This window comes from Bradyrhizobium sp. Gha, assembly GCF_900113735.1.
In the GTDB taxonomy this organism is placed as follows: Bacteria; Pseudomonadota; Alphaproteobacteria; order Rhizobiales; family Xanthobacteraceae; genus Bradyrhizobium.
The window spans coordinates 149,704-172,085 of the sequence record NZ_FOQM01000011.1; the positions used below are offsets into that span (position 1 = coordinate 149,704).

The 22,382-nt window shown below is 56.6% G+C and carries 18 protein-coding genes and 1 pseudogene; 7 read left to right on the forward strand and 12 right to left on the reverse strand.

Annotated elements, in window-relative coordinates:
- Positions 1 to 27: 27 nt before the first annotated feature.
- The 7 genes from BM222_RS16395 to BM222_RS16425 all read right to left on the reverse strand — a co-directional run bounded on the left by BM222_RS16395 (position 28) and on the right by BM222_RS16425 (position 6,945).
- Complete coding sequence (locus BM222_RS16395) at positions 28 to 1,140, reverse strand: ABC transporter ATP-binding protein (protein ID WP_210188508.1); 1,113 nt, start codon at positions 1,138 to 1,140, stop codon at positions 28 to 30.
- Positions 1,137 to 1,964 (reverse strand): HAD-IIA family hydrolase, encoded by an 828-nt coding sequence (locus tag BM222_RS16400; RefSeq protein ID WP_092229257.1) that lies wholly within the window; start codon positions 1,962 to 1,964, stop codon positions 1,137 to 1,139. The genes BM222_RS16395 and BM222_RS16400 overlap by 4 nt, the downstream gene beginning before the upstream one ends.
- Positions 1,957 to 2,727, reverse strand: coding sequence for an SDR family NAD(P)-dependent oxidoreductase (locus BM222_RS16405; protein ID WP_092229258.1), 771 nt, complete (start codon positions 2,725 to 2,727; stop codon positions 1,957 to 1,959). The genes BM222_RS16400 and BM222_RS16405 overlap by 8 nt, the downstream gene beginning before the upstream one ends.
- Positions 2,724 to 3,665 (reverse strand): ribokinase, encoded by a 942-nt coding sequence (locus BM222_RS16410; RefSeq protein ID WP_092229259.1) that lies wholly within the window; start codon positions 3,663 to 3,665, stop codon positions 2,724 to 2,726. The genes BM222_RS16405 and BM222_RS16410 overlap by 4 nt, the downstream gene beginning before the upstream one ends.
- A complete protein-coding gene (locus BM222_RS16415; protein ID WP_092229260.1) occupies positions 3,662 to 4,522 on the reverse strand; it encodes a carbohydrate ABC transporter permease in 861 nt (286 codons plus the stop codon). The genes BM222_RS16410 and BM222_RS16415 overlap by 4 nt, the downstream gene beginning before the upstream one ends.
- Before the next feature lie 10 nt (positions 4,523 to 4,532).
- Positions 4,533 to 5,495, reverse strand: a complete 963-nt coding sequence (locus tag BM222_RS16420) for a carbohydrate ABC transporter permease (protein ID WP_092229261.1) — start codon at positions 5,493 to 5,495, stop codon at positions 4,533 to 4,535.
- 67 nt (positions 5,496 to 5,562) lie between these two features.
- Positions 5,563 to 6,945 (reverse strand): ABC transporter substrate-binding protein, encoded by a 1,383-nt coding sequence (locus BM222_RS16425; RefSeq protein ID WP_092229262.1) that lies wholly within the window; start codon positions 6,943 to 6,945, stop codon positions 5,563 to 5,565.
- 652 nt (positions 6,946 to 7,597) lie between these two features.
- Between BM222_RS16425 and BM222_RS43050 the strand changes: the two are divergent.
- Positions 7,598 to 7,933, forward strand: a pseudogene (locus BM222_RS43050) (class I SAM-dependent methyltransferase); the annotation flags it as partial.
- Positions 7,934 to 8,153: 220 nt separating this feature from the next.
- Here BM222_RS43050 and BM222_RS16435 read toward each other — a convergent pair.
- Positions 8,154 to 8,657, reverse strand: coding sequence for a DUF4760 domain-containing protein (locus BM222_RS16435; RefSeq protein WP_092229263.1), 504 nt, complete (start codon positions 8,655 to 8,657; stop codon positions 8,154 to 8,156).
- A 2,725-nt stretch (positions 8,658 to 11,382) separates the two neighbouring features.
- Here BM222_RS16435 and BM222_RS16445 point away from each other — a divergent pair.
- Positions 11,383 to 11,802 (forward strand): SET domain-containing protein, encoded by a 420-nt coding sequence (locus BM222_RS16445; RefSeq protein WP_092229264.1) that lies wholly within the window; start codon positions 11,383 to 11,385, stop codon positions 11,800 to 11,802.
- Positions 11,803 to 12,668: 866 nt separating this feature from the next.
- A complete protein-coding gene (locus BM222_RS16455; RefSeq protein ID WP_244547165.1) occupies positions 12,669 to 14,327 on the forward strand; it encodes an outer membrane protein in 1,659 nt (552 codons plus the stop codon).
- 26 nt (positions 14,328 to 14,353) lie between these two features.
- Here BM222_RS16455 and BM222_RS16460 read toward each other — a convergent pair whose 3' ends face one another.
- Entirely contained in the window at positions 14,354 to 14,683 is a 330-nt protein-coding gene (locus tag BM222_RS16460; RefSeq protein ID WP_092229266.1) for a hypothetical protein, read from the reverse strand.
- A gap of 401 nt (positions 14,684 to 15,084) precedes the next feature.
- Here BM222_RS16460 and BM222_RS16465 point away from each other — a divergent pair, with 401 nt between their 5' ends.
- Complete coding sequence (locus BM222_RS16465) at positions 15,085 to 15,477, forward strand: avidin/streptavidin family protein (protein WP_092229267.1); 393 nt, start codon at positions 15,085 to 15,087, stop codon at positions 15,475 to 15,477.
- A 280-nt stretch (positions 15,478 to 15,757) separates the two neighbouring features.
- Here BM222_RS16465 and BM222_RS16470 read toward each other — a convergent pair whose 3' ends face one another.
- Positions 15,758 to 16,009: a hypothetical protein gene (locus BM222_RS16470; protein ID WP_092229268.1), complete on the reverse strand. Its 252-nt coding sequence runs from the start codon at positions 16,007 to 16,009 to the stop codon at positions 15,758 to 15,760.
- Positions 16,010 to 16,249: 240 nt separating this feature from the next.
- Between BM222_RS16470 and BM222_RS16475 the strand changes: the two genes are divergently transcribed.
- Positions 16,250 to 16,690 carry a hypothetical protein gene (locus BM222_RS16475; protein ID WP_244547166.1) on the forward strand — a complete coding sequence of 147 codons (441 nt, stop codon included), beginning with the start codon at positions 16,250 to 16,252 and terminating at the stop codon, positions 16,688 to 16,690.
- Positions 16,691 to 17,331: 641 nt separating this feature from the next.
- Here BM222_RS16475 and BM222_RS16480 read toward each other — a convergent pair.
- Positions 17,332 to 17,598 carry a DUF3551 domain-containing protein gene (locus tag BM222_RS16480; RefSeq protein WP_092229270.1) on the reverse strand — a complete coding sequence of 89 codons (267 nt, stop codon included), beginning with the start codon at positions 17,596 to 17,598 and terminating at the stop codon, positions 17,332 to 17,334.
- Positions 17,599 to 18,704: 1,106 nt separating this feature from the next.
- Between BM222_RS16480 and BM222_RS43055 the strand changes: the two genes are divergently transcribed.
- Entirely contained in the window at positions 18,705 to 19,067 is a 363-nt protein-coding gene (locus tag BM222_RS43055; RefSeq protein WP_349509863.1) for a helix-turn-helix domain-containing protein, read from the forward strand.
- An 851-nt stretch (positions 19,068 to 19,918) separates the two neighbouring features.
- Here the strand turns inward: BM222_RS43055 and BM222_RS16490 are convergent.
- Positions 19,919 to 21,988: a prolyl oligopeptidase family serine peptidase gene (locus BM222_RS16490; RefSeq protein WP_244547167.1), complete on the reverse strand. Its 2,070-nt coding sequence runs from the start codon at positions 21,986 to 21,988 to the stop codon at positions 19,919 to 19,921.
- A 134-nt stretch (positions 21,989 to 22,122) separates the two neighbouring features.
- Between BM222_RS16490 and BM222_RS16495 the strand changes: the two genes are divergently transcribed.
- Positions 22,123 to 22,382 (forward strand): transposase (locus BM222_RS16495; protein ID WP_143105984.1); only part of this gene is annotated, 260 nt, incomplete at its 3' end.

The following is a 22,382-nucleotide window of genomic DNA, read 5'->3' on the forward strand; positions in this document are numbered from 1 at the left end:
GGCATCATCGCACGGCTGGCGTCAAGACTAGCTCCAAGTTGCAGGCGCTTGCAACCGCAGCACCGATTTTCCATTGCTCATGAACACATGGCAATCGGCAGGAGCGGCTGTGAGAGTAAGCTTTCCCGCGTCCTTGCGCGAGCCGGATTTTGGCGCCCTGGCGACGACCGTTTCGTCCCCAGCCAAACCGTATATGTACGTGACGCTACCGAAATGCTCAACGAAATCCACGTCGAGTGCAATGGAGATCCCCTGCAGCCCGGGCGTCGAGGAAAAATCATCCGGGCGAATTCCAACGGTAACCGGCTTACCAATGAGTCCTTGGTCCGGCTGGACCGGAACGGATATCGTAGAACCGGCCTCCAGTCGGACGTCCAGGCCATGTTGGTGAGCGGCCTCGACCTTGCCGGCCAGGAAGTTCATCTTTGGCGAGCCGATGAAGCCAGCCACAAAGCGCGAGGCGGGATAGTGATATAGATCGTGGGGGCTGCCGACCTGTTCGATATTGCCGTCCTTGAGGATGACGATCTTGTCGGCCATGGTCATCGCTTCTACCTGGTCATGCGTCACATAGATCATGGTATTTCCGAGCTGCTCGTGGAGCTTGGCGATCTGAACCCGCATTTGTACGCGCAGCTCGGTGTCCAGGTTGGACAGGGGCTCATCAAACAGGAATACTTTTGGTTCTCGCATGATGGCGCGCCCGATTGCGACGCGCTGGCGTTGCCCGCCGGAAAGTTGTCGAGGCTTGCGATCCAATAGATGGTCGATCTGCAATAGCGACGCCGTTTTGGCTATCTTCGTGGCGATCTCGGCTTTCGGGGCTCTGGCCATGCGCAGGGGAAAGGCTAGGTTCTCTTTCACCGTCATATGCGGATAGAGAGCGTAACTCTGAAAGACCATGCCGAGGTTGCGATCGGCCGTATCGATGTCATTGACGAGCTCATTATCGATGAGGAGCCGCCCACCGCTGATGGGCTCGAGCCCGCCGATCATACGCAGCAGCGTGGATTTGCCTGACCCGGACGGACCAACGAAGACGACAAATTCGCCGTGATCGATGGTCAGGTCGATATTGCGCAGGATCTCGATGGTGCCAAAGGACTTCCTGAGGCCCTCCAGGCGAACCTCTGCCATTATGCCCTCCTCTGTCTCGGTTGAGCCGCGCGAGCAGCATTGACCTCAATTTCACGCAAGCTCGATACGATGAAGTCAGGGGCCATAAGGGACGGATCCTGACGGGTGGGCACGCCCGTTGTGACAAGCACCGTCGAAAGGCCCGCCCTCTTCCCGGCTTGAATATCCGTCGGAACTTGATCTCCGATCATAATGGTTGACTCGCGGTTGGTCCCCAGGCGTGAGAGCGCGGTCTCGATCATCGGCACTTGCGGCTTTCCAACGATCAAAGGCTGCACTTGCGTAGCCGCGGTCACAGCTGCAATCGTCGCGCCGGCCCCAGGTTCGAACCCGCTGGCCGTCGGCAGCAGAAGGTCAGGATTGGTTCCGATGAACACAGCTCCATTGAGGATCGCCTCAATGGCAATTCGCATCTTCTCGTGCGTGATATCCCGGTCAAGCCCCATCACAACCGCTTCAGGCCGTTGCTCGGTGACCTCAAGCCCGGCATCTCGCATGGCGCTGACAAGCGAGGGAGCACCGATGACATAGATTCGCGTTAGGTGCGGATATCTCTTTCGAACGAGCTCCGCGGCGCTGATAGCGCTTGTAACGACTTGTGACGGTTCGATCGAAAGACCACATCCTCGCAGCCTCCGGACGACGTCCTCCGGAGTATGCGTGGAATTGTTCGTCGCAAAACAGAATGGCACGTCGGCTTTCCGCCACGCCGTAAATGCTTCTATGGCATCCGCGATTGCGGTGCTGCCACGATAGATGACGCCATCCAGATCGGAGATAATCCCTTCTATCGGTGGCCAGTTGATGTTGGAGCCGACGCTAACCATTCATCAGCATCCCGCCATTCACATGGACAATTTGCCCGGTCATATAGGAAGCTGCGGGGCTGGCCAGGAACACCGCAAGCCCTGCGATATCTTCCGGCTGTCCGACCCGACCCAGCGGAATTCGGCCACTATGGCGCGCTTCGGTTTCCTCCCGCGGACGACCATGCATGGGTGTATCAATAATCCCGGGGGCAATAGCGTTGACGTTGATCTTGAGCGGAGCACATTCATAAGCAAGCAGCTTTGTCACGTCGTGCACGATCGCTTTTGACAAGCAATAGTCGGCGCCGCCAGCCTGGTAGTTGAAAACAGCCCCCTGAGATGACAATGAGGACCCGACATTGACGATGCGGCCGCCCTTGCTCTTCATGAAGCGCTCGATCGCTTGCTTGGCACAGCGAAGCACCGCGACGGAGTTTATCTGTATGGTTTTTTCGATCTTCTCGGCGTCGCCCGTGAGCAGGGGCTGAGCCGATTTTATTCCGGCGTTGTTGACCAGGACATCGAGCCTACCGAAGCGCTTGGCGATCTCATCAAGCACCCTGCCAACATCATCTTCCCGTGACACGTCCATGCTCATCGGCAGGATGCCATTGCCGTGCGGTAAACGTGTCAGAATGTCCCGGAGGTTTTCCACATTTGCGTCGGTTGCCAGGACGTTCGCACCGCCTTGGCGGAAAGCATTGGCAATGGCTGAGCCTATGCCTCCTCCTGCACCGGTCACCAGCACGGTCCTGTGTTCAACTGAGAACTGTTCGGTCATTCCAACTCCAAGATCGATTGAGAATTCAGAAATTCGTCGACGGCCCAACTACTGGGCATCGAGCTCTGGGCTCCGCGTCGCGTCACACATAGGGCGGCAACCGCGAGCGCCTTTTTGATCGCTTCTCGTATCGGCAACCGGTGGGCAAGCGAGGCTGCGAAAGCTCCATTGAAAGCATCGCCCGCCGCTGTCGTATCGACGACCTTCACAGGAAATGCCCGCAGCGCAAAAGTCGCACTGGCGTCGGCGTAATAAGCTCCCTGCGCACCCAAGGTGATCAGCGCTGCTTTGGGCCCCAGATCGAGAAGCTTTCCCGCCGCATGGGCGGCGCTGTCGAAGTCATGCACCTCGACACCGGTGAGCTCGAAAGCTTCTGTCTGGTTTGGGGTGACGAAATCGACACTCCTCCAGGCCGCGGACGACAGGCCCGTCCGCACTGGGGCGGGATTGAAAATGAGATCGAATCCCTTTGCGCTCTTCAATGCAAAGAGGTGATTGAGCGCGGGGACCGGCATGCCCATCTCGGCAACGACGATTGCGTCCCGCTCAATGAACTCGGCCGCCTTCTCGACCATGCTCGGTGTGACGTTTGCATTTGCTCCCGGGTCTATGACAATCATGTTGGAGCCGTCGTCACCGACGAGGACGAGAGCAGAACCGGATATCTCGCTTGGGCTTACCTCAATGGCATCGAGACGGACGCCGGCCTCACGCAAGGCTTGCAGCAACGATCGACCAGCATCGTCATCGCCAAGCCGGGTGTAGAAGCTCGGCCGAAGTCCCAATCGAGCCGCGGCCACCGCTTGATTGGCGCCCTTGCCTCCCGCATTCTGCTTTAAGCTTCCCATAAGGCTTTCACCCGGCGTTGGAAGCCGCTCGACGTTGAAGCAGAGGTCGAGATTGGTCGTTCCGAAAAACATCAATGGCCTGGGGCTCATTTCACGGCCCCAAAGGTAAGACCACGTTCGAGATGACGCTGGCCAAGGATGATCAGGACGATCGGCACGATCATGGTCACCACCAGACCCGCAGCCATGACTGGATAGAACTGAACGCCCGGATTAAGCAGCTTGAGCAGGGCGACGGTTACCGGTGCTTTAGTCGAACTGAGGATCAGGCCGAGAGCGAAGTTGTGCCAGGCAAGCAAGAAAATAAGCAATGAAGCGCCGATCAGGCCGGGCTTTAGCAGCGGAAGAACGATGTGCCAGACAACACGGTATGGCTTTGCACCATCCATCGCGGCCGCCTCCTCAATGTCCTTGGGAATGTCCTCGATATATGAACGGCTCAGCCAAACGATCATTGGCAGCGTGACGACCTGATAAACCCAGATCATGCCAAAATAAGTGTCATAAAGACCAACTGTCTGGAACACGCTGAACAGCGGTATGACGACAAGGAGCACCGGGGCGAAGCGGAAGCCCAGAATGAAAAATGCGATGTCTTCCTTCATGGGGAGATCACGCCGCGCCAAGACGTAGCCTGCGGGCACCCCTGCGATCAGCGATACGAGCACCGCACCCAGCGAGATCACGAGGCTATTGGTGACCGGGGTCAGGAAATCAACCTTGATGGTACCGTAGCTTGTTGCCCCCGCTTGGGCGGCATCGAATAAGACGCGGAAGTTTTCGAATGTTGGAGTGAAGACAAAGCGCGGCGGCCAGGTCATGACCTCAGCCTGCTGCTTCAGCGACATCATGACGATCCAGACCAGCGGAAATGTCAGGATCAGCGTACAGGCAACAACCAGCGCATTGAGGAACAAGCTTGCAGGCGTTGAGCGATTAAAACGCATCTTTGCCTCCCTAGCTTACGCGCTGCCGGACCAGCCGCCACAATTTCACCATTGCCGCCGTCCCAAGAAGTGCGATCAACCAATTGACAACCATGAGCGCAGCACCACGCCCGAAGGCGAGATTTTGAAAGGCAGTGATGTAGGCGCGGACCGAGAGCACGGAGGTACTGTCACCGGGCCCCCCCTGGGTTGTTCCGAAGATGATATCAAATTGATTGAGCGACTCGATCAGCCGAAAGACTGCGGCAATCAGGATGTACGGGGCGATAAGCGGAAGCTCGATGTGGAGGAAAGTCGCCCAACCCTTGGCGCCATTGACCCGCGCGGCTTCTCTGATCTCCTCGTTGATGCCCTGCAAACCGGCGAAGATGATGAGGGCAAAAAATGGTGTGTAAGTCCATATGTCGATGAAAACGAGCGAGAACATCGCCGTACCGACGTCCGAAATCCAGGCGAACCGGCCGATCCCGACAAGCGAAAGCAAATAATTCAGGATCCCGTTTTGTGGATCCATCATAGTGGTCCACATCAAGGCGACGCTCATCGGCGGCAATACCAACGGAAGGAGAATGACAGGCCGCATCAGTCTGGCAAGGAACACACCGCTTGCGAACAATTTGGCGAGCGCAAGCCCAAAGAACGCTTCGGCGAGCACCGCGGAGCAGGCATACGCCGTAGTTGCCCGCACGCTGTTCCAGAAATCCTGAGTCTTGATTGCCGCTTCATAGTTCGTCAATCCGATGAAGCGGACCAGGGGACGACCGAATTTGAGATCGGTCAGCGATTGGAAGACGCCATAGAAAAACAGAAAAAGAAATCCAAGCAGGATGATGATCGCAGGAGCAATCGCAACAAGGCTCCACCAGTCGATGGCATGTCGCTTGGCGTTTTGCACCTGCTCGTTTTTGTGCGGTGCCAGCTGGCCCAACGATGATTGTAGCGTCACGGTTGCGTCGATGCCTCGAAGCTTCATCGCTCACTTCTCGAAAGATACTCGGGCGTTGTGGGGGCGGCAATCCGCTGATGCCGCCCCGGTCGCCTTACATGGAAGAGCGGATCTCGGAGGCGAGGTCGGTCAATGTCGCCTTCACGTCGGCGCCATTGACCATCTTCTGCATGGCAACTGCCCAGGCGTTCATGGCCTCTGCAAACCCTACGCGCGGCGTAAAGGCGAGCGCAGCCCTGTCCTGTACGGTCTTGAAGGTGTCGACGAAATTTGTGAATTCCGGCTTAGCGACGTAGTCAAGCCAAACCTTGTCGCTCCAGGTTGAAGCGCGCGGGGAGTTCACGAGCTTGCCGGCGATGGCACCGTTCAGCTCGACCTGCTTTGACGTCGCCCACTGAATGAACAGCCAGGCCGCTCCCTTCTTCTGGGAAGCAGCATTGATGGCTAGCGACCAGATCCAGATGTTCGATTCGAAAGTCTTTCCGTTCGGAGCGCGCAGCGGGGGAGCGAAGGCGATCTTGCCCGAGGCGGGCTTGCCGGCAACATCGTTCCAGAACCCGAACATGTTGGAATCGATCGCCATCGCTGTCCGACCGGAATTGATGCCATCGACCACCTGGTACCAATTGTCATTGGCAAAGGATGGGGCAGCACACTTCTTGATCATCTCCACGTAGTCCTTGTGGAAGGCGATCGACTCGGGCGAATCGAGACCGGTTTCCAACTTGCCGTTCTTCACGACGAAGTCGTGCACTCCGTAGGACTTGGCGATCGAGATCGCGGCCGTGTGGATGCTGCTCCAAAAGCGCACTCCCCGCACACCTAAGGGAGTGATCGCTGGATCGACAGATTTCAGCTTGTCGCATGCCGCCGACATTTCCGGCGGGGTTGTCGGAACTTTGATACCGTGCTTCTCCAGAATGTCCTTACGGTAGAACAATTGGATGTTTTCGAACCCGTGCGGGATGGCCCACACTTGACCCCGGCCCGCTTCGATCTGCCCGCCATTGACTTGCCAGGTCAGCGCGTCACGCAATGCGGGGAAGAAGTCTTTGTAGTCATAGCTTGCCGATGTGAGCTCAGGGTCGTTCAGATAGCGGTCGAGCGGCTCAAGCAGTTGGCCGGGCGCGAGATCCCAAGCCGGCTGAATCCCAGTGCCGACGACGTCCCACGAGGGGGATTTCGTGCTCAGCTGGATGGTCAGCTTATTCCAATAGGCGTCGTCCGGATAAAGCTCGGGCGTCACCTTAATACCTGTCAACTTCTCGAACTCAGGCAGCTGTGCGGCAACGGCGTCAGCATACGGATGGATGTCGTAAGCCCACACGATCGACGCGCCCTCGAACTGTCGCCAGTTGATATCATCCGCTTTGGCCTGGAAAGATCCGGCCGCACCGGCAAACAGAGTTGAGCAAATCAGAGCGGCTTTGACAAAGTGAGAAGAATGGCCGCTCGATGCGGTTAGCGTCCTTGGCATCAGTCCCTCCTCTGGGCTCTTTGGCCCTCAAATTCACGAGCCTCTCGTCTTCCAGGGGCGCAGTGTTGGGAACGCTAGCCGTGATTGTCTGCCTATATGCGCCCATTCAGATCGAAGTTGGGTACTATTGGGTAAGTCAAGAAACAACATCACAGGAGCCCGCTTCAATAACCATGGGGAGATGATCAATGCAGGCGCATGTTCTGGCCCCGCGGGCCACTGATGCAAAGAAAGCTCGAGCCCGGGTCGACTGTTCGACCTGTTGCATCAGCAGCTGGTTTGATCTCACCGTTCGTCACAGTCGCGGCGATGAGCCCCTACGCGGCGCTACGTCGTCGGCTTTGAGGGCTGGACGATGTACGAGACCATCGTTCTCGAAGAACGAGCGCGAAGCCAACACCAAGGGCAAAGCCCTCTACGACCTCGACGGTCTGGCCGACTTCTCGGTCAACGACAGCGGCGAAAGAGTCCTGGCACGTCCAGGTCCTTGAACGGGAGGTGCGGTCATCAGCACCAGCCTCTATCCTCTCCTCAACACGGTCGCCCATGCCGACTATGTCGACGTAATGCGCCGGATGCAGTCCGCTTCGGTGGATTTCATTCTCCCTGACCGCCCTACTTCTGTCGCGGCCAATCCCACGATGGGCAGACCATCGCCAACGACCGCGACGACTGGCTCGTGCCCGCCTTCGCCGAAACGCATCGCGTGCTGAAGCCCGGCTCCTTATGTCAGAGCTTCTGCGGCTGGAATGCCGCCGACAAGTTCATCGGCGCGTGGCGCGCTGCGGGATTTCCGCATGGTGGGCCATATCGTTTTCACCAAGGGATGGCTTCATTCACTCGCTTCGTCGAGAGCAAGCACGAGCAGGCCTGCCTGCTCGCCAAGGGCGAACCCGCCCGTCCTCTGCATCCAATCGATGACGTCCGCGTTTGGCATTACACCGGTAATCGCCTTCATCCAACCCAGAAGCCAATCAAAGTATTGCAGCCGCATATTGAAGCATTCTGTCCTGCCAACCGACTGGTGTTCAAACCGTTCTGCGGGTCGGCTCGACGTTGGTCGCGGCGCAAACGACGGGCCGTGATTATGCTCACATCGAATTGGATGCGCAGCATTGTGAAACCGCTCGGATGCGGGTGGCCTGCAATGAGTTGCGCGCTGCCTAGCACGCCCCGGCTCGAGCCGGGGCACACCTTGCGTTTCGTCTCTACGAGCGCTGCGAGCACGCCTTCCCGGCAGGTTTCTTGGCGGCGTCTAGACGAATTCCCTCAACTGCTTTCGCTAAACTCGTTAATTCCTTGTACGCATCCGGGCTGTTTTTTTGTCGCTCATCGATGATCGGCTTTATCCTATTAAATTGCTGACAATACCAATTACCAGACATCTGCTTGAACGTTGTCAGGTCGTAGACGCCGGAATTTACACCAACTGAAAACGCCTCCAGAGCTCTCAGTTGGGCGCGGAGTTCTTTCTCTGGGGTCTCTTTGGAGAGATGAGCTAAATCTAGCTCGGTTCTAACCTTCATCCAAGCATCTACCGTTGCTTGTATCTTGCGATTGCGGCTATCTTCCTTAGCTGATTTAGACAAAATATTTGTTGCTCTGACCAGCAAGGCGGTAGCGACAACCAGCAGTAACGTAGCCACTCCGGTTAAGAACTCTCCCGGATTTCGGTTTGCATGTTCCAGCAGCTTTTCGAAAAACTCCAGCATGGCGCCTCCTGTGTGACTGCAGTTACAAAGCTAGGATGCCATTAGGCCGCTGCGATTTAGCTTGAAGCTGCTCTATTGCGCGAGGAGCCGTCTCATCTTTAACAAGAATCAAGGAAGTAGCCAACGCGATCAGCCCTTGGGTGTCGCGGTTTTCCGTTCTCCACTCGCCGCGCGGATGTAGCCTACTGGCAGTACTCGTTCAGCGGACGTAAAGGCGATCCAAGGGCTTTGCCCCCGGCGAAAACATCGGACAATAAATGTCCGCTGAATACCATGTCGCCTGGGCTCGTTCTTGGTTTTGGACCAACACTCTTTACTTGGGCCCCCCTGCAAGATTGCAAGCGGAGGGAAACGGAAGGATTGTGAGGGTGGAATGGCGCGCTTATACATCGCTGCGACATAGGTGCACGGCCAGCACAGGTGCATGGCCGTAAGGAGCCGCTCCGCGACAGGTTCATTGGAGGCTGTGGGCGTCGTATCATTTCTCGGCACAGGCGTGAATCCGCGCGGCTCCAACTTACAGAACAGTATACGCAAACATAGCAAGCAGCATCTTCTCGCGTCTTCAAATGACGTACAGCAATCGCGCTAGGGCAATTTTACCTTTGAGTCTAGGCGCGTCAGCTTACCGACAGCTGATCTTCATAAAGAGGGAGCCAGACAGCAACACACTCCAACGAGGTGGTCCATGGACCCATTTAACAACGTCAATCCATTCGACCGAGACTTCGCTATCTACAACGCCGCTGCGCCACAATCGCAACAGCAGCAAGCGGAGTTCGAGCCGTACTTAAATGAAGTGCCCCAGCCTGATACCGCCGTCAACGGCAACCCAGCTTGTCAAGATGCTTACCAACCTCACGTGTCTGAAGAAAACCGTAGGCTCGTCGAGTTGCTGGGTCTTGAGCACCAGAGGTCCGATGGCCCTCATCCGGAATACGCGCTCGTCGGACGCGAAAACGCTGCTGCGCCGCATAGCGCACCGTCGGAAGCTCTGAATTGGCTGAATGAGCTTGCCGCGGGACGTGTCGACAGGAATCTGCTCGAAGGGCTCACGTCTCTCAACTCACCCGTGCCCCATCACCAGGAACCGGATTCAGCCGTTCGACACTTTAACGGGAGTGACGGTTACCAGCCGGTTGCGAACGAGCGATCCGAGATCGCTGCCCCTTGCTGGTCGCGATGTTCTCACGGACCAGAATTCCAACTTGCAATTGAGGCCTGCGAAGAGACAGAGGACGTTCAGCCCGACGGACGGAGATGCGATCGAGCACCAGCTCAGTCCCCCGGATAACTCCGCCGCTCGCCACGTAATGGAAGGCATCGGCACAACTCTTCGCGCTAGCGATCGACTGGTCCTTCCTTCGGAAAGCTACGATCAGGATCTACTGTTTGCTATGCTGGAGAGCGCCGGCCCATCATCATCTGTCGGACCAACAGAGCGTCATGACCGCGCCGAGGATTTGGGAGTGGCAGTCCGCTCCTTCGATCCGCGCCCGGTGATCGACACATGTCAGCTGCGCCCGAGGGTCGTAGCGTCGTGCCGAGCCAGGACACCCCGCCTGCTCCTTCATAGTCCACAACGACCGCTTCACGGCGCTGTTCGTGCCCGAGGCGGCGATGAAGGGCAGGATTCCACTCAATTTGTCAGGCGCAACCGTCCATTTCGGATCTCGACCGGAAAGCGTATCGCAACCGAGCGCACAGCCGGCGAATCGGCCCTCGCCAGCACTGCCTGCACAGATGACAGAGCAAGTAGCTCTGGCTTCCGGCATAGCTGAGACGACACCCCCGGCCCGCAAGATTTACGCCGCATCATTCGCCGTTCCTGAGGGCTTTTCACACGGCACCCAACCTGCCCCAATCACGATGATCTCGAAGCTCGACCGCTGGGGCCTCTTGCCTGACGCAGCGCAGCCGATGAAGCAATACGACGTTCGCGGTGAGCTTTACACGGCGCTCGTGGGGCCGGGAGGACCCAATGACATTCGGCTCATCCATCATCCACAAATGTAGACGCCAGGGACAGCCGTCCCACGAGGCGCCAATCCCCACAGCTCGAGTAAGCACACACTGGTGGGCTATAAGTTGCTTGAGCCAATCTTGCGAGACTTAGTGGGGCTCGGGGCCTTGCGGATATGCGGCGTGGCCCCGATACGCTTGCCAACGTCACCGTTTAGCGACTCCCTGTCACGGCGAACAGCTCTCCCCCTTTGTTGCTTGCGCGGAGCGTGATCACGTTGGCGGCCTAGTCGCACCGAGGCGTTGTACGACGAGATCGACGGTCCCACCGCCGGTCTCCAATCGGTCGCTCTTTGGTGCAATATTGCCCATATCTCTAGTTTTGTCTGCACGCCCAAGGCTAGGAACGGTTGGGATCGACGCGGTAGGCCCGAAGGCGGCTCTTCGAAGCCCTGATTGAGGACATGTCAACGCTTGCCTGGCTGCCGAAATTCTAGCGTGGCGCTGCGCTGAGAGGTCCGGGTCACGGTCCGGCATGAAATCGATCGACTTGGATCTTTGCTCCGCGCCCCACTGATTTACAGCCTTCTAGCGTCAGCACGAGCCGGTGCCGCGCAGCGCGATCCGCAGTAGGCCGCCGAACGAATGCTGAGGAACTCCGAAGTGTGATGGAAGCGGTATAAAGGCCTACCAATCCATGGAGGAGATTTCGCACTTGACGCGAGCTAGCTTGCGGGCGTTAGTTGTTTGGGAGCTTTCTTCGATGTTGATCGTTGACACTATTTTGAAGCCAGATCAGTTTGGCGGCATCGGTCTTTTCTCCCCCACTCATTTGCCAAAAGATGCTTTAGTTTGGATTCACAACCCGATCGTTGACATCGCGGTGACGCCCGAGCAATACAAGGCTCTAGCTCCAACATTTCAAGCTCTGCTTGATAAACATGCCTATCCTAGAGACCACAAAGCTAATGACGGCGTCGTCGAGTACAATGCTGACAACGCCCGGTTCATGAACCACAGCAGTTGCCCAAACACATATCAAGGCGATCATTGCCGCATTTACACGGCCCGTGACATTAAACCCGGTGAAGAACTGACGTGTGATTACTTGTCGTTCGATCCAAGCTGTGACTTATCGTGGAATAAAGAGGAATCGCCGAACGTTTGTGCCGCAACGGTCTAAGTAGATGTGTATGGAGTTTGCGGTCTGACGATGTGATTGTCGACGAATTTCATGGCAACTGTTTGCGCTGATGCTCGCCATCGAACGTCGCGACTTTTCCAAGATGCTCGGCGAACTTAAGAACGCAGGTTTCGAGGGAGATCGCTCTGCGCAAACAGTGGAGTGACACATCCGGGGAGCGCTTTCAAAATTGCAAGCGTGTGACCTTGAGTTCACTGGATCTGTAGAGTCTACTCTCGGTAAGATAGGAGCGAACGCGCCCGATCTTGCACTTGCTAGCAGGTGCGATCTTGACACGTTCGGCTAACTTCCGTCGCGTCGAAGACGATCAGCGCGTCGACCTTGAAGCAGAGGCAGCACTCCTCGCCTCGCCCGTAGTCACCCTTTTCCGAAACTGACACTTACGCGCGCTGAATTCGTAGCGACCGGCTGCACGCCATGCGCGCCAGCTCGCGCATTGAAAGAAAACATTGCGCTTCAAATCACTGCGTTGATCCAAGCTGGATTTTTTTGTGAATACTCGAAAGGCTTGAAATAGTGGATGAGCGCGTGCGTGCCCAGCACTGTCGCGCAATATAGGAGCTGTCGAGTTGAATTTGTCGGCCTCGAAACCATTGTCGGAAAGCTGACGCGACACACTCTCGGAAAGGCCTTGCAGGCTATGATTCAGTTCGGCACGCGGTTTGCTCCCGCCGTGACATCGTCACCAATCTTCGTGGGGTGATCTTCGGAGCGGCCTTCGCACGTTGTGGCGTTTCTGGTCGGCTCCGATGGTTTGCCTTTCGGGGAGGTTAGCGAGCCGGGCTCTGCCCGGAGGAAGTACAATCTTTATGCGATCAAGAGTTCTCTTTTTGGGTACTGTGACGATGGCATTCGTCACGGCCGGGACAGCCATGGCGAACCTCGGGGGACAAGCACTGCCAGCGGCAGTGTGGAACTGGTCTGGAGGGTACATTGGCGGCCACGTAGGCGGCGGGTATGGCCAAACCTCCTTCAGCAATCCGTTCGGCCCCTCGATCTACGGCGACGTCGTCGATGTTCCAGCGTTCGTCGCAGGTGGCCAGATCGGCTACAACTGGCAGAACAACCGCTGGGTGTTCGGCCTCGAACTGGATGCCAGCACAGCGGTCGCCAGCGGCTCGAACACCTGCCTCGCCGCGTCCCACTTGTTTGTAAGCGCAAACTGCAACGCAGGTCCGAACTTCTTTGCGGCCGGGGCGGGCCGCATTGGTTACGCCTTTGCCGCGCTGGGGCAGACACTTGCCTATCTCAAGGCAGGTGTAGCCTGGCAAAACAATCAGGGAGATGTTGTCAACAACTTCGAAGGTGGCGACCTGCCACAGGAGAAAACCCATTTCGACTATGGCCGAATTGGTGGAGTCATCGGGCTCGGTGTCGAGCAAACCCTTACGCCTGCATGGTCTGTGAATGTCGAGTATGACTATTTGTACTTTGGCGGACCGAGCGTCCCGACTGCTTCGACATTACAATTCCCTCCGTTTGCGGTTCTCCCGGCGAACGCAACCAACCTGTCCAGCAGCTATCATATCGGGAAAGTGGGTCTAAACTACCACTTTGGTGCGGACGCGGCGGGCGCACCAAGATCCGATGCGCCGCTGTATGCGAAATCGGCTGGCAGCGGACAACCCATTCCTTACGCGCCCGGATGGTCGTTCGAAGCCGGCTCGCGGCTTTGGCTGAGCCGGGGACGATTCCAGTGGGATCCCAGCGCAGTTCCGTACGGCTCGACTGAAGACCCCAGCATACTAATATCCCGGCTCACCTATCATAGGCTGGATGGCCTCTCGGGGGAGATATTCGGCCGTGTCGATAGTCCGTGGGGAGTGTTCCTGAAGAGCAACTTGGGCATCGGAGGCTTCAACAAAGGAAAGATTAACGATGAAGATTGGATTCCGCACCTAGGAGTCTCCTACCAGAACACCCTTTCGGGTCAGTCTAACGGTAGGTTCGCATATTATACCGCCGACGCCGGTTACGACTTCCTTCGCGGTGCGACCTACAAGATCGGCAGTTTTGTAGGCTGGGCCTCTTACAGCCAGACGTCAGACTCGACTGGCCTCATTGGGGTTACTCACCCGGATCTAAGTCTCGCTCCGGGCGACGAGAGGATCGTTGGCAGCCAGGATACTCAATGGAATGCGCCTCGAATCGGCGTGAGCGCCGAAGCCATGCTGACCGAGCGTTGGCGCCTGAATGCCGATGTCGCTTACCTGCCCTGGACCACCTTCTTGGGGCGAGACTATCATCTGTTGCGTCCCAAAACGACCTTTGCCGAACAACGCGGCAATGGTGGCGGGGGAGTCCAGCTGGAAGGCATCCTGTCCTACCTCATCAGCGACAACTTCAGCGTCGGAGTTGGTGGCCGCTATTGGGCCATGTGGACGAAAACAGATGCCGACTCCATGGGCTGCGGAAACGGTTGCATCGGGCACTCGCGAGGCTTTGCGAAGTACAGCATGGAACGCTGGGGTATGTTCTTACAGGCCTCTTACAAGCTCAACTAAACGCTAGTGGAGCGAGGCTGCATATTTCAGATCCCCGCAAGCCATTTTGAGCCTTGCTGAGTATCTCGGGCGTCGGCGCCGATCCGACCTGCGCGTTCACGCCCGGGTCGCTTTCGCTGCACATCACCTTGCACAAACGAGAAGACCGCAGCTTCGTACACCGGACCAGAGCGTCTTTCGACAGAAAACAGCTTGATCAGGGGACGGCTTACGGATTTCGGATGCGGAGCCAAATTGCGGCCTCCTTCTGAGAGCGCCACGAAGCGGAAGTCCAGATCACAGGTCTCATCGCGCGGCGCGAAACGTGAGCACGATGCGCTGCCGGCACGAGCGAACGGCATATTGTCGCGCGTCATGGAAACACGGCCCTTAGCCTCACGAGAATCGCGCTCTCCTCAAATAGTTGAGGCGAGAGGGCGCCCGGAGCCATCATCTGACGGTCCAGATGTCCTCACCCGCATGCGTCTGCGTGTCGTAGATGCTTATCTAAAAGCATGTTTTTCGGATTTTGACTGCGGAAAAAGAATGATCGGGACTTTGTCCCGGTGGACCAGCGTAACACCTCAGCTGGCCCGGAGGCCCCGTGAGAAGCCTTGCGAGGTTGAGGAATCCACCTAAGCCGAGATTCAGCGCAAAGTTGCTATATGAGCCGTATTCCACTGTTGAACCTCAGATAAAAGCAGTGAACGTGAACTCAACCTGTACCAAACTCGTGATCTAAGTTGCTGCCTTGATTAATTTCTATTGGAGCTTCGATATGGCGAAATTTCTGCGATTCATGCTTTTCGTCCATTTGTTGTTTGTGTCCGCTCACGCCACGGCGCAGGAACTTCCTGCGCCCTCGTATTGGAAGAATGAACGAGGGTCAGAACTGTTTGTTTGGTCGGTCAACAGCGGGGCCATACAAGCCACTTTTACGAACCACGCCCAAGGATTTGCGTGTCAAGGCATTCCGTATCCGGCATCCGGAGCCGTCAATTCAACCGGGCTCTATTTTGTGGTTACCTTTGCCCAGTGCAATTCGTTTACAAGGTGGATTGGCGCGGTTAACGGGTCGACCATTCCTACGTCCTGGACGCTGTTCTACGTTGACAAACACGGCAAGCCCAGCAAGACGAAGGGGACTGATACATTCATACGGGTTTGGTAACTGTGCCGATCAATTGCACGGACGGTATCGCAGAAGGCTGCCGAGCAGGGTGCCTAGCAGGAGACACTCTACGATTTGTTTCTGGTTATCTCCAGACCCTTGCGAAGCTGACTAGTTGTCTTAGCGGCTAGTTGTCTTAGTGGAGAGGCGATGGCTCGCAAAGGCGCTCTGCACGCTGTTGAAGGTGCAAGAACTATCAAGAGAGAAGCAGTGGCCGCCACGAGCCGGTCAACAGCGTGAGAGACGAACCTCCTCGTCGCTGCGACACAGCGAGCACGGCCTAAATCTCAGGACGGCAGCCTGAATTTGCTCTGCCGCCCTGCAACAGCTTGAGCCGGAGCCGCTCGATCAAATTCGGTCCTGCGAACTTATCTTGTTCGGTGCGATCGGTGATAACCGAGAACTCTTCGGCATCTTGCCAGTGCTTTGCTTGGAGCGCGGTATCCTGCGCTGCGGCACCGGGTCTTGGCAATCCTTGCCAGCTCGTCGCATCGTCGGTTGCGCAGTTCGGACCAGCGTAAGAATGATTCACCGTCCAATCTAATTACATCTGGCCAAGATGCAGTTCCAACGTCGATGCCTTGCAGCAGGGAAGCAGATTTCTGGGCAGCTGGCCCTTTACGGACAATCGGGCGTCTCAAGAGCCGTGGGATACGCTAACGAGCGCTCCGGATCGAGCGCATTCCGCATTCTTGCGCTTTCATAGTAATTTCACATGACCCCTATTAGAGCCATCAAACGTTGGTACATGTCCCTGGACGGCGAACTTCAAATGGATATCGCGTATATGTTCGTATCTCTGACGCTGGGGGACTGCGAGTTTTCGCCTGCTGCAGCCGTTCGGCGGCTGCTGCAATGGTTCGAGCTGCGCAGCTCAGGCTCGGAACATGAGGACGCGCTAGCGGCGGTCGTGTTTCGCGCCTCGTTCGAATACATGTTTTCCGACCGATTCACGAGCGCCAGCTGGACCTTTCCCGAACAGTTGCTCAAAGACTTGATCCGGCAGGCTTCTGAAGGGAAAGAGGCAAGCAAGATCGCACCGACAGCATTTCGATTGCTACGGAACATTCCGGACCGAAAACTTAAATGGAGAGAGGCTGGTGAGAGTTGGAGCGCCTTAGTCGAGTCGGTACTCAACAACGATGCACTAAAGCGATGGACCCAAGAGCAATTCCTGGCGAGCAACTTCGAGCCGACGCAAGACCACAAATAACAGGAAATGTTGGAGGAGCGCCAATTCAGAATGAAATTGAATGAGACCAACCAGTGCGGCGGTTGAAAGGGCTCCTTACAAGAGAGTAGAAAAGCCGTCCGTGGGCGCCCAAAAGAAGTATCGCTCTGGAGGAGGTGGAGCGATCTAAGATCTCTCTTGGGAATATTTGGCGACGCAACATCAACCAGCAGAATTGGCAATTGCAAAACCAAAAATTCCACATTTCTGCGCATTTCTGCTCGCAATCGCTGACCTAGGGCGGCCGAGCGCACCCACACCCGGGCAGCAGGGAAGTTGGGCCGCCCTGTCTCAGCGCACAGGGCGACCCGCTGCTAATCTGCTTACGGCCACCAGCCCAATCGACAGCCGCAGCCGGCCCACTCATGCTAATCAGATCGCCTGATGATTTTCCGCATCCTCGATGCTGTCTTGATGAATCTCAGCTCGGCCAGTGCCTCGCGAAGGATGGTATACTCTACATTGCTCGTGCCGGAGAAACCCAGGGCTTTGATTGTCCGCGTTGCCTGGCCGGCATTCGAGAAAGAGCGCAGAACAGGTGAGGCAGACGAACGGCAACAGGAGCCCGCACTAGGACACGTTAATTGCAACCCGCCGCTTGGGTAGAGCAATTCTGGTTCAGATCAGCGCGATTGTCTTCCTTGCCGCTCGAAAGCATAGGTCGGATTGATGCCGCAATAGGCGTCTGTACCTGATGCAGTAGCCGTGCATTGGTCATAGGTCGAAAACTGGCAATTGCCCGGATATCCCCAATGGCGTCCCTGCAGACAATAAACGTCCTGGCGTACCGGTAGCTTGTACGAATGAGCCCGCGAACCAGCGATCGAACGCGATCCTGAGCCGACAAGGATAGGGAGTGCGAGCACTCCGATAAGGAGAAGGTAGCGCATGAGACCTCTTGCCTCCGTTAACTTCACCAGAGAATAAACATGAATTGCACGCTTTGATAGTTAGTCAATGGCAGAGTGCCGAGCTACTCGCAGGGCAACCCCGGAATGAGGCTTCTCGAACATCGATCAAACCTGGGCGCAGCTTTCCTGCGACATTTTTGGCAAAACGACCTTTATGGGCGCGTTTCCGCATGTTTGTGCGGGCGCGCGTAGCAGGACAATTGTACGACCCTTCATTCGCCTCCCCTGTCATGAATACTGCGCCCGCCAACATCATCGACGTTCTCGGGAGTGAAGAACATGGAGCATTAGCCGCATCTCTCACGAGATCGAATATCCTTTGGAGGCGCTTCGAGGCTTTATGACGAGAGCTGCGGGTCTTTGCCGATGGTCTCTGAGCGATGGGCGCGCTATGGACGGACGTTTTTAGCTCAGCATGAAACAGGTCTGCTCTTCGAGCCATTTCACCAACGGGATCCTGGGCGCACCTTCTCTTCTACATTCTTGTGTGCGTATTTGTCCTAGAAGTGCTTATGGCGGAGTTTCAGAGCGTCGCCCGGCTATTTTCTGTCGCTTCTCTACCGCCCGCTTGATCGTGCAAGCTGAACGAAGCCTGACACCGGCTCTATTGCAGCCCACCGCCTGCTCACGAAGGTTTGTGGCGGCGGGCTGATTCAACTCAAAACCCGATCAGCTTATATAGCGTGTGCTTGTGCAAAGCGGTTCGCGCGTATGCCACGATGGGGCGCGGCACGCGCACCAACGATCCGAGGTTTTCTTTTCATACAAGCTCTCTACAACATTCGCGCGCCGCCGCGCAGATTGCGAATCGACGTTAAACAGCGATTGATCTGTTCATTATTTCTTCAATGGTTCAGGAGCGCTCGAGTATGCTTGTCAGCATCACCACAGACCAAAAGATCTTGCCGTAACGCACTCAATGAGCTTGGCATATCGAGCATGTCAAACCTGATCGTCAGCTCTAGTGAATTCACGTACAAGAAGGGTAGGACGATCTACATCGAAAGTGAACCCGCCGAGTACGTGTATCAGTTATAAAAGGAGCGGTACGAGCCTCCAAGCTGCTGGCCGACGGGCAACGCCAGATTGGCGCGTTTTATTTAGCCGGTGACATTTTTGGATTCGAGAACAGTGGGGTACACCGATTTACGGCGGAAGCTGTTACACAGAGCACTCTTCGGCTGATCAAGAGGCACACTCTTGATGCGATCGCCCAGACTGACGTTGTTGTCTGGCGTACATTACTCAGCATGAACACCGCTAATGCAGCACGCGGAGAACCAAATGTGCTGCTTGGACGTAAGACAGCTCTCGAGCGTGTTGCGGCTTTTGAGATGGATGCGCGGCTGATCGCTGCTAATGTAATATCACTGCCGATGTCTCGACGAGACATCGCGGATTACCTTGGCTTAACCATCGAGACCGTCTCACGTGCAGTGTCGCAATAGCATAATGATGGCGTTGTTGATTTCGTCGGCAATACTCAAGGCGAGATCATGATTCTAGATCGGCACCGGCTAGCTAGCTTCGATCTGCAAAGTTGAGCGCCGGCCGAGTACATACAAACCATAACTCGGGACGAGCATAAGGCGGCGCGACTCTCATGGGGTGTGTCGTGATCAACGCCCTCTTATGCGCTCGTCGCAGTATAGGGTGGTGTACTGACGGTCGCTAGAGTATCTGCGAAGCTTGTCGAGATAGCCACGGCAATCGGCCGAGCGAGATGTAAAACAGTGCGGGCGCGGCTCGTGCTAATCCACCCGGGGGCTGATTCCAGGCCAATTAGTCCCTACCACATCCGCACTGCCGTTGAGATTAGCCGAAAGGTGACTCGGCGCTGATCGATCTGGAGCAATAGCGCTGTCCCTGCCACGTCCCGTCAACCCCGAAGGCTCTATATCTGTGTTAGCTTACCGCAAGCTGACTGGCCTGTGCGCAATTAGTCAGTGGTTACGTGTGGGCTACCAACCTCCGCTCGATCTGCCACGAAAGTCCCGCAACCACTCAGAGATGCTCTCACTGCTGTCATTCGTCACGACTGATGCGAAATCCCCCATCCCTATCCACTTCCGCACTACCAACTCGAGAGGCTAAGGCACCGGCTCTGGCCTAAGGCTGTTCCGACGAAATACCTCGGAAATTGCCCTTGGACCCGGACTGACAGGCGAGACTGAGGGCAATGCTGATCTTTCGGATCCAATCGGGGAGATACCAAGTCTGCCGGACTCAGCAAAAACTGAGCCTGCCGAGGCCGCTGCCGATAACGCCAAGCCCATTGAATTAACTTTAATACTCAACATCACTCATCGACGAGCCGCCGGCACGCGTAAGTATATTCTAAAGAGATCCGGCGTGCTTGTTCTATGAGGTTGGCGGCCGCGCTATGCCCCCCATCGGTATCCTCATAGTAGAGATACAGTTGACCCAATGTAGCGAGCCTCGCCGCTGCTTTGCGGCCATGCGCTGGATGCACTCGGTCGTCCTTGGTGGAGGTGAAAATGAAGGGGGCCGGGTAGGTCTTGCCTGGCACCAACCTCTGATAGGGCGAGTAGGCCTCGAGCCACTTGCGCTGCTCGGGGATGGTGGGATCGCCATACTCGCCGACCCAAGAGGCTCCAGCGCCCAGCTTGGTGAACCGAAGCATATCGAACAGCGGAACCTGGACAATGGCCGCATTGAAGAGTTCGGGTCGTTGTGTGATTGCGGTTCCTACCAGCAGACCTCCTTGACTACCGCCGACTACGCCCAGCCGGCGGGGAGACGTGATCTTGCGCCGGATCAAGTCCTCCGCGACGGCGATAAAGTCATCCCATGTGCGCTGCTTCGTTGCTCCTTGGGCAGTCTGGTGCCATTCGGGCCCGAACTCACCGCCGCCGCGCAGGTTCGCGACAACATACGCGTTGCCCTGCTCGAGCCAGAGTCGTCCCATCAGGCCCGCGTAAGAGGGGGTGAGCGGTATCTGAAACCCCCCATAGCCATAGAGAAGCGTTGGAGTTGATCCGTCAAACCTCGCGCTCTTGGGTCGTACAAGAAAATATGGAATGCGGGTGCCATCGGACGAGGTTGCGTAGAACTGTTCGACAACAAGTCGCGAGACATCGAACCTAGGAGGAGTCGTCTTCACTGTCTCAAGGCGTTCGGTTGCGGCGTCGAAGTACCACAGCGTCGTCGGGCTAAGAAAGCTTGAGACAGTGAACATCGCCTCCTCCGTATCATGCGATGCCGCAGCCAGACCGATACTCGCATTCTCGGGAAGCGGGATCGGCGTCGTACGCCAGGCGCCCTGATGATGCTCGTAGACGAACGCCTTACTCTGAACATTGTCGAGAATCGTTAGGATCAACAAGCTTCTTGTGGCGGTGAACCCGCTGACCGTTTGTTTAGGCCCAGGCTTGAAGACAAGCGTGGGTGTGGCGCGCAGCGGATCCTTTTTCCATTGGGTCAGGTCATAAGAGATAATCGAGCCGGCCGAAAAGGGGTTGTGTCCGGACGGTGGCGACCAGTCTTCGTTCAGCGTCACCAGCAGGCGACCACTCGCGATGCCGCCGATGGTCGCCTTCTTTGGCAGATTGAGTTTGATTGGCTCGGGCCCAAAGAGCACATACTCATGTTCGAACGAGCTGATGCCGCGATCTACGCCGGTCGCATGGATCCTGCCTTCAGTGTCGCGCAGCACGAATGGAGTGACCCCGACATCCGTCTGCTCGCCACGGAAGACCTCGTGCGCTTCGGCGAGCGATTGGGCGCGCTTGAGCTCCTTCACCACGAAAGGATAACCGGCTTGCGTCATGGTGCCTTCGCCCCAATCTCGTGCAATTAGGAGCGTGTCGCTATTTACCCAAGTTACTTCCTGTTTTCCCTCGGGAAGTTCGAAGCCGTTCGTGACGAAGGTTTTGGAAACTACGTCGAACTCCCGGACGAACACAGCGTCTTTTCCGCCTTCTGAAAGGTGGAGCAAGCACAGGCGCTCTTCGGGCGGAAGGCAGCTCGCCCCTTTATAGATCCAGTTCTTCTTTTCCCCATGCGCCAGAGCATCCACGTCGAGAATGGTCTCCCATCGTGGGCTTTGCGTTCGATAGCTCTCAAGCGTGGTACGCCGCAAGACGCCGCGCACCTGGTTCTCGTCCTGCCAGAAATTTTCGAGACCAAGTCTTCCCATCGAAACATAGGGAATCCGGTCCTTGGCCTGGAGAACGTGGAGCGCTTCGCCGTAGAAGCGCTGGTAACGGGGGTCGGATTGGAGAGCACTGAGTGTCTTATCGTTCTCGGTGCGAGCCCAAGCCAATGCGCGCGGCCCTTCTATCTCCTCGAGCCAAAGAAAGGGATCCTCGGTCGCAGGCGTTAGCGTCTGGGACAGTCCAGCGGACATCAAACAACTCATGGATAGCGATGCTGCCAGAAAAAGCGAATTTCTCATGGAAGTTGTCCTGAAGTTAGCGATGACCTTGCCCCCTGGACTTAATCCAGATTGAAGTTCGCTCTGGCCCATATGAGGACCAGAGCATGAAGCGCAACCGCTTTACGGAAGAGCAGATCATCGGGATTTTGAAGGAGCACGAGGCTGGCGTGTCGGTTGCCGATCTGTGCCGGAAGCACGGCGTCAGCGATGCCAGTATCTACAAATGGAAAGCCAAGTTTGGCGGGATGGAGGTCTCGGAGGCCAAGCGGCTGAGGACGCTGGAGGACGAGAACACGCGGCTGAAGCGGCTTTTGGCCGACGCCATGCTGGACAATGCGGCGTTGAAGGACCTCCTGGGAAAGAA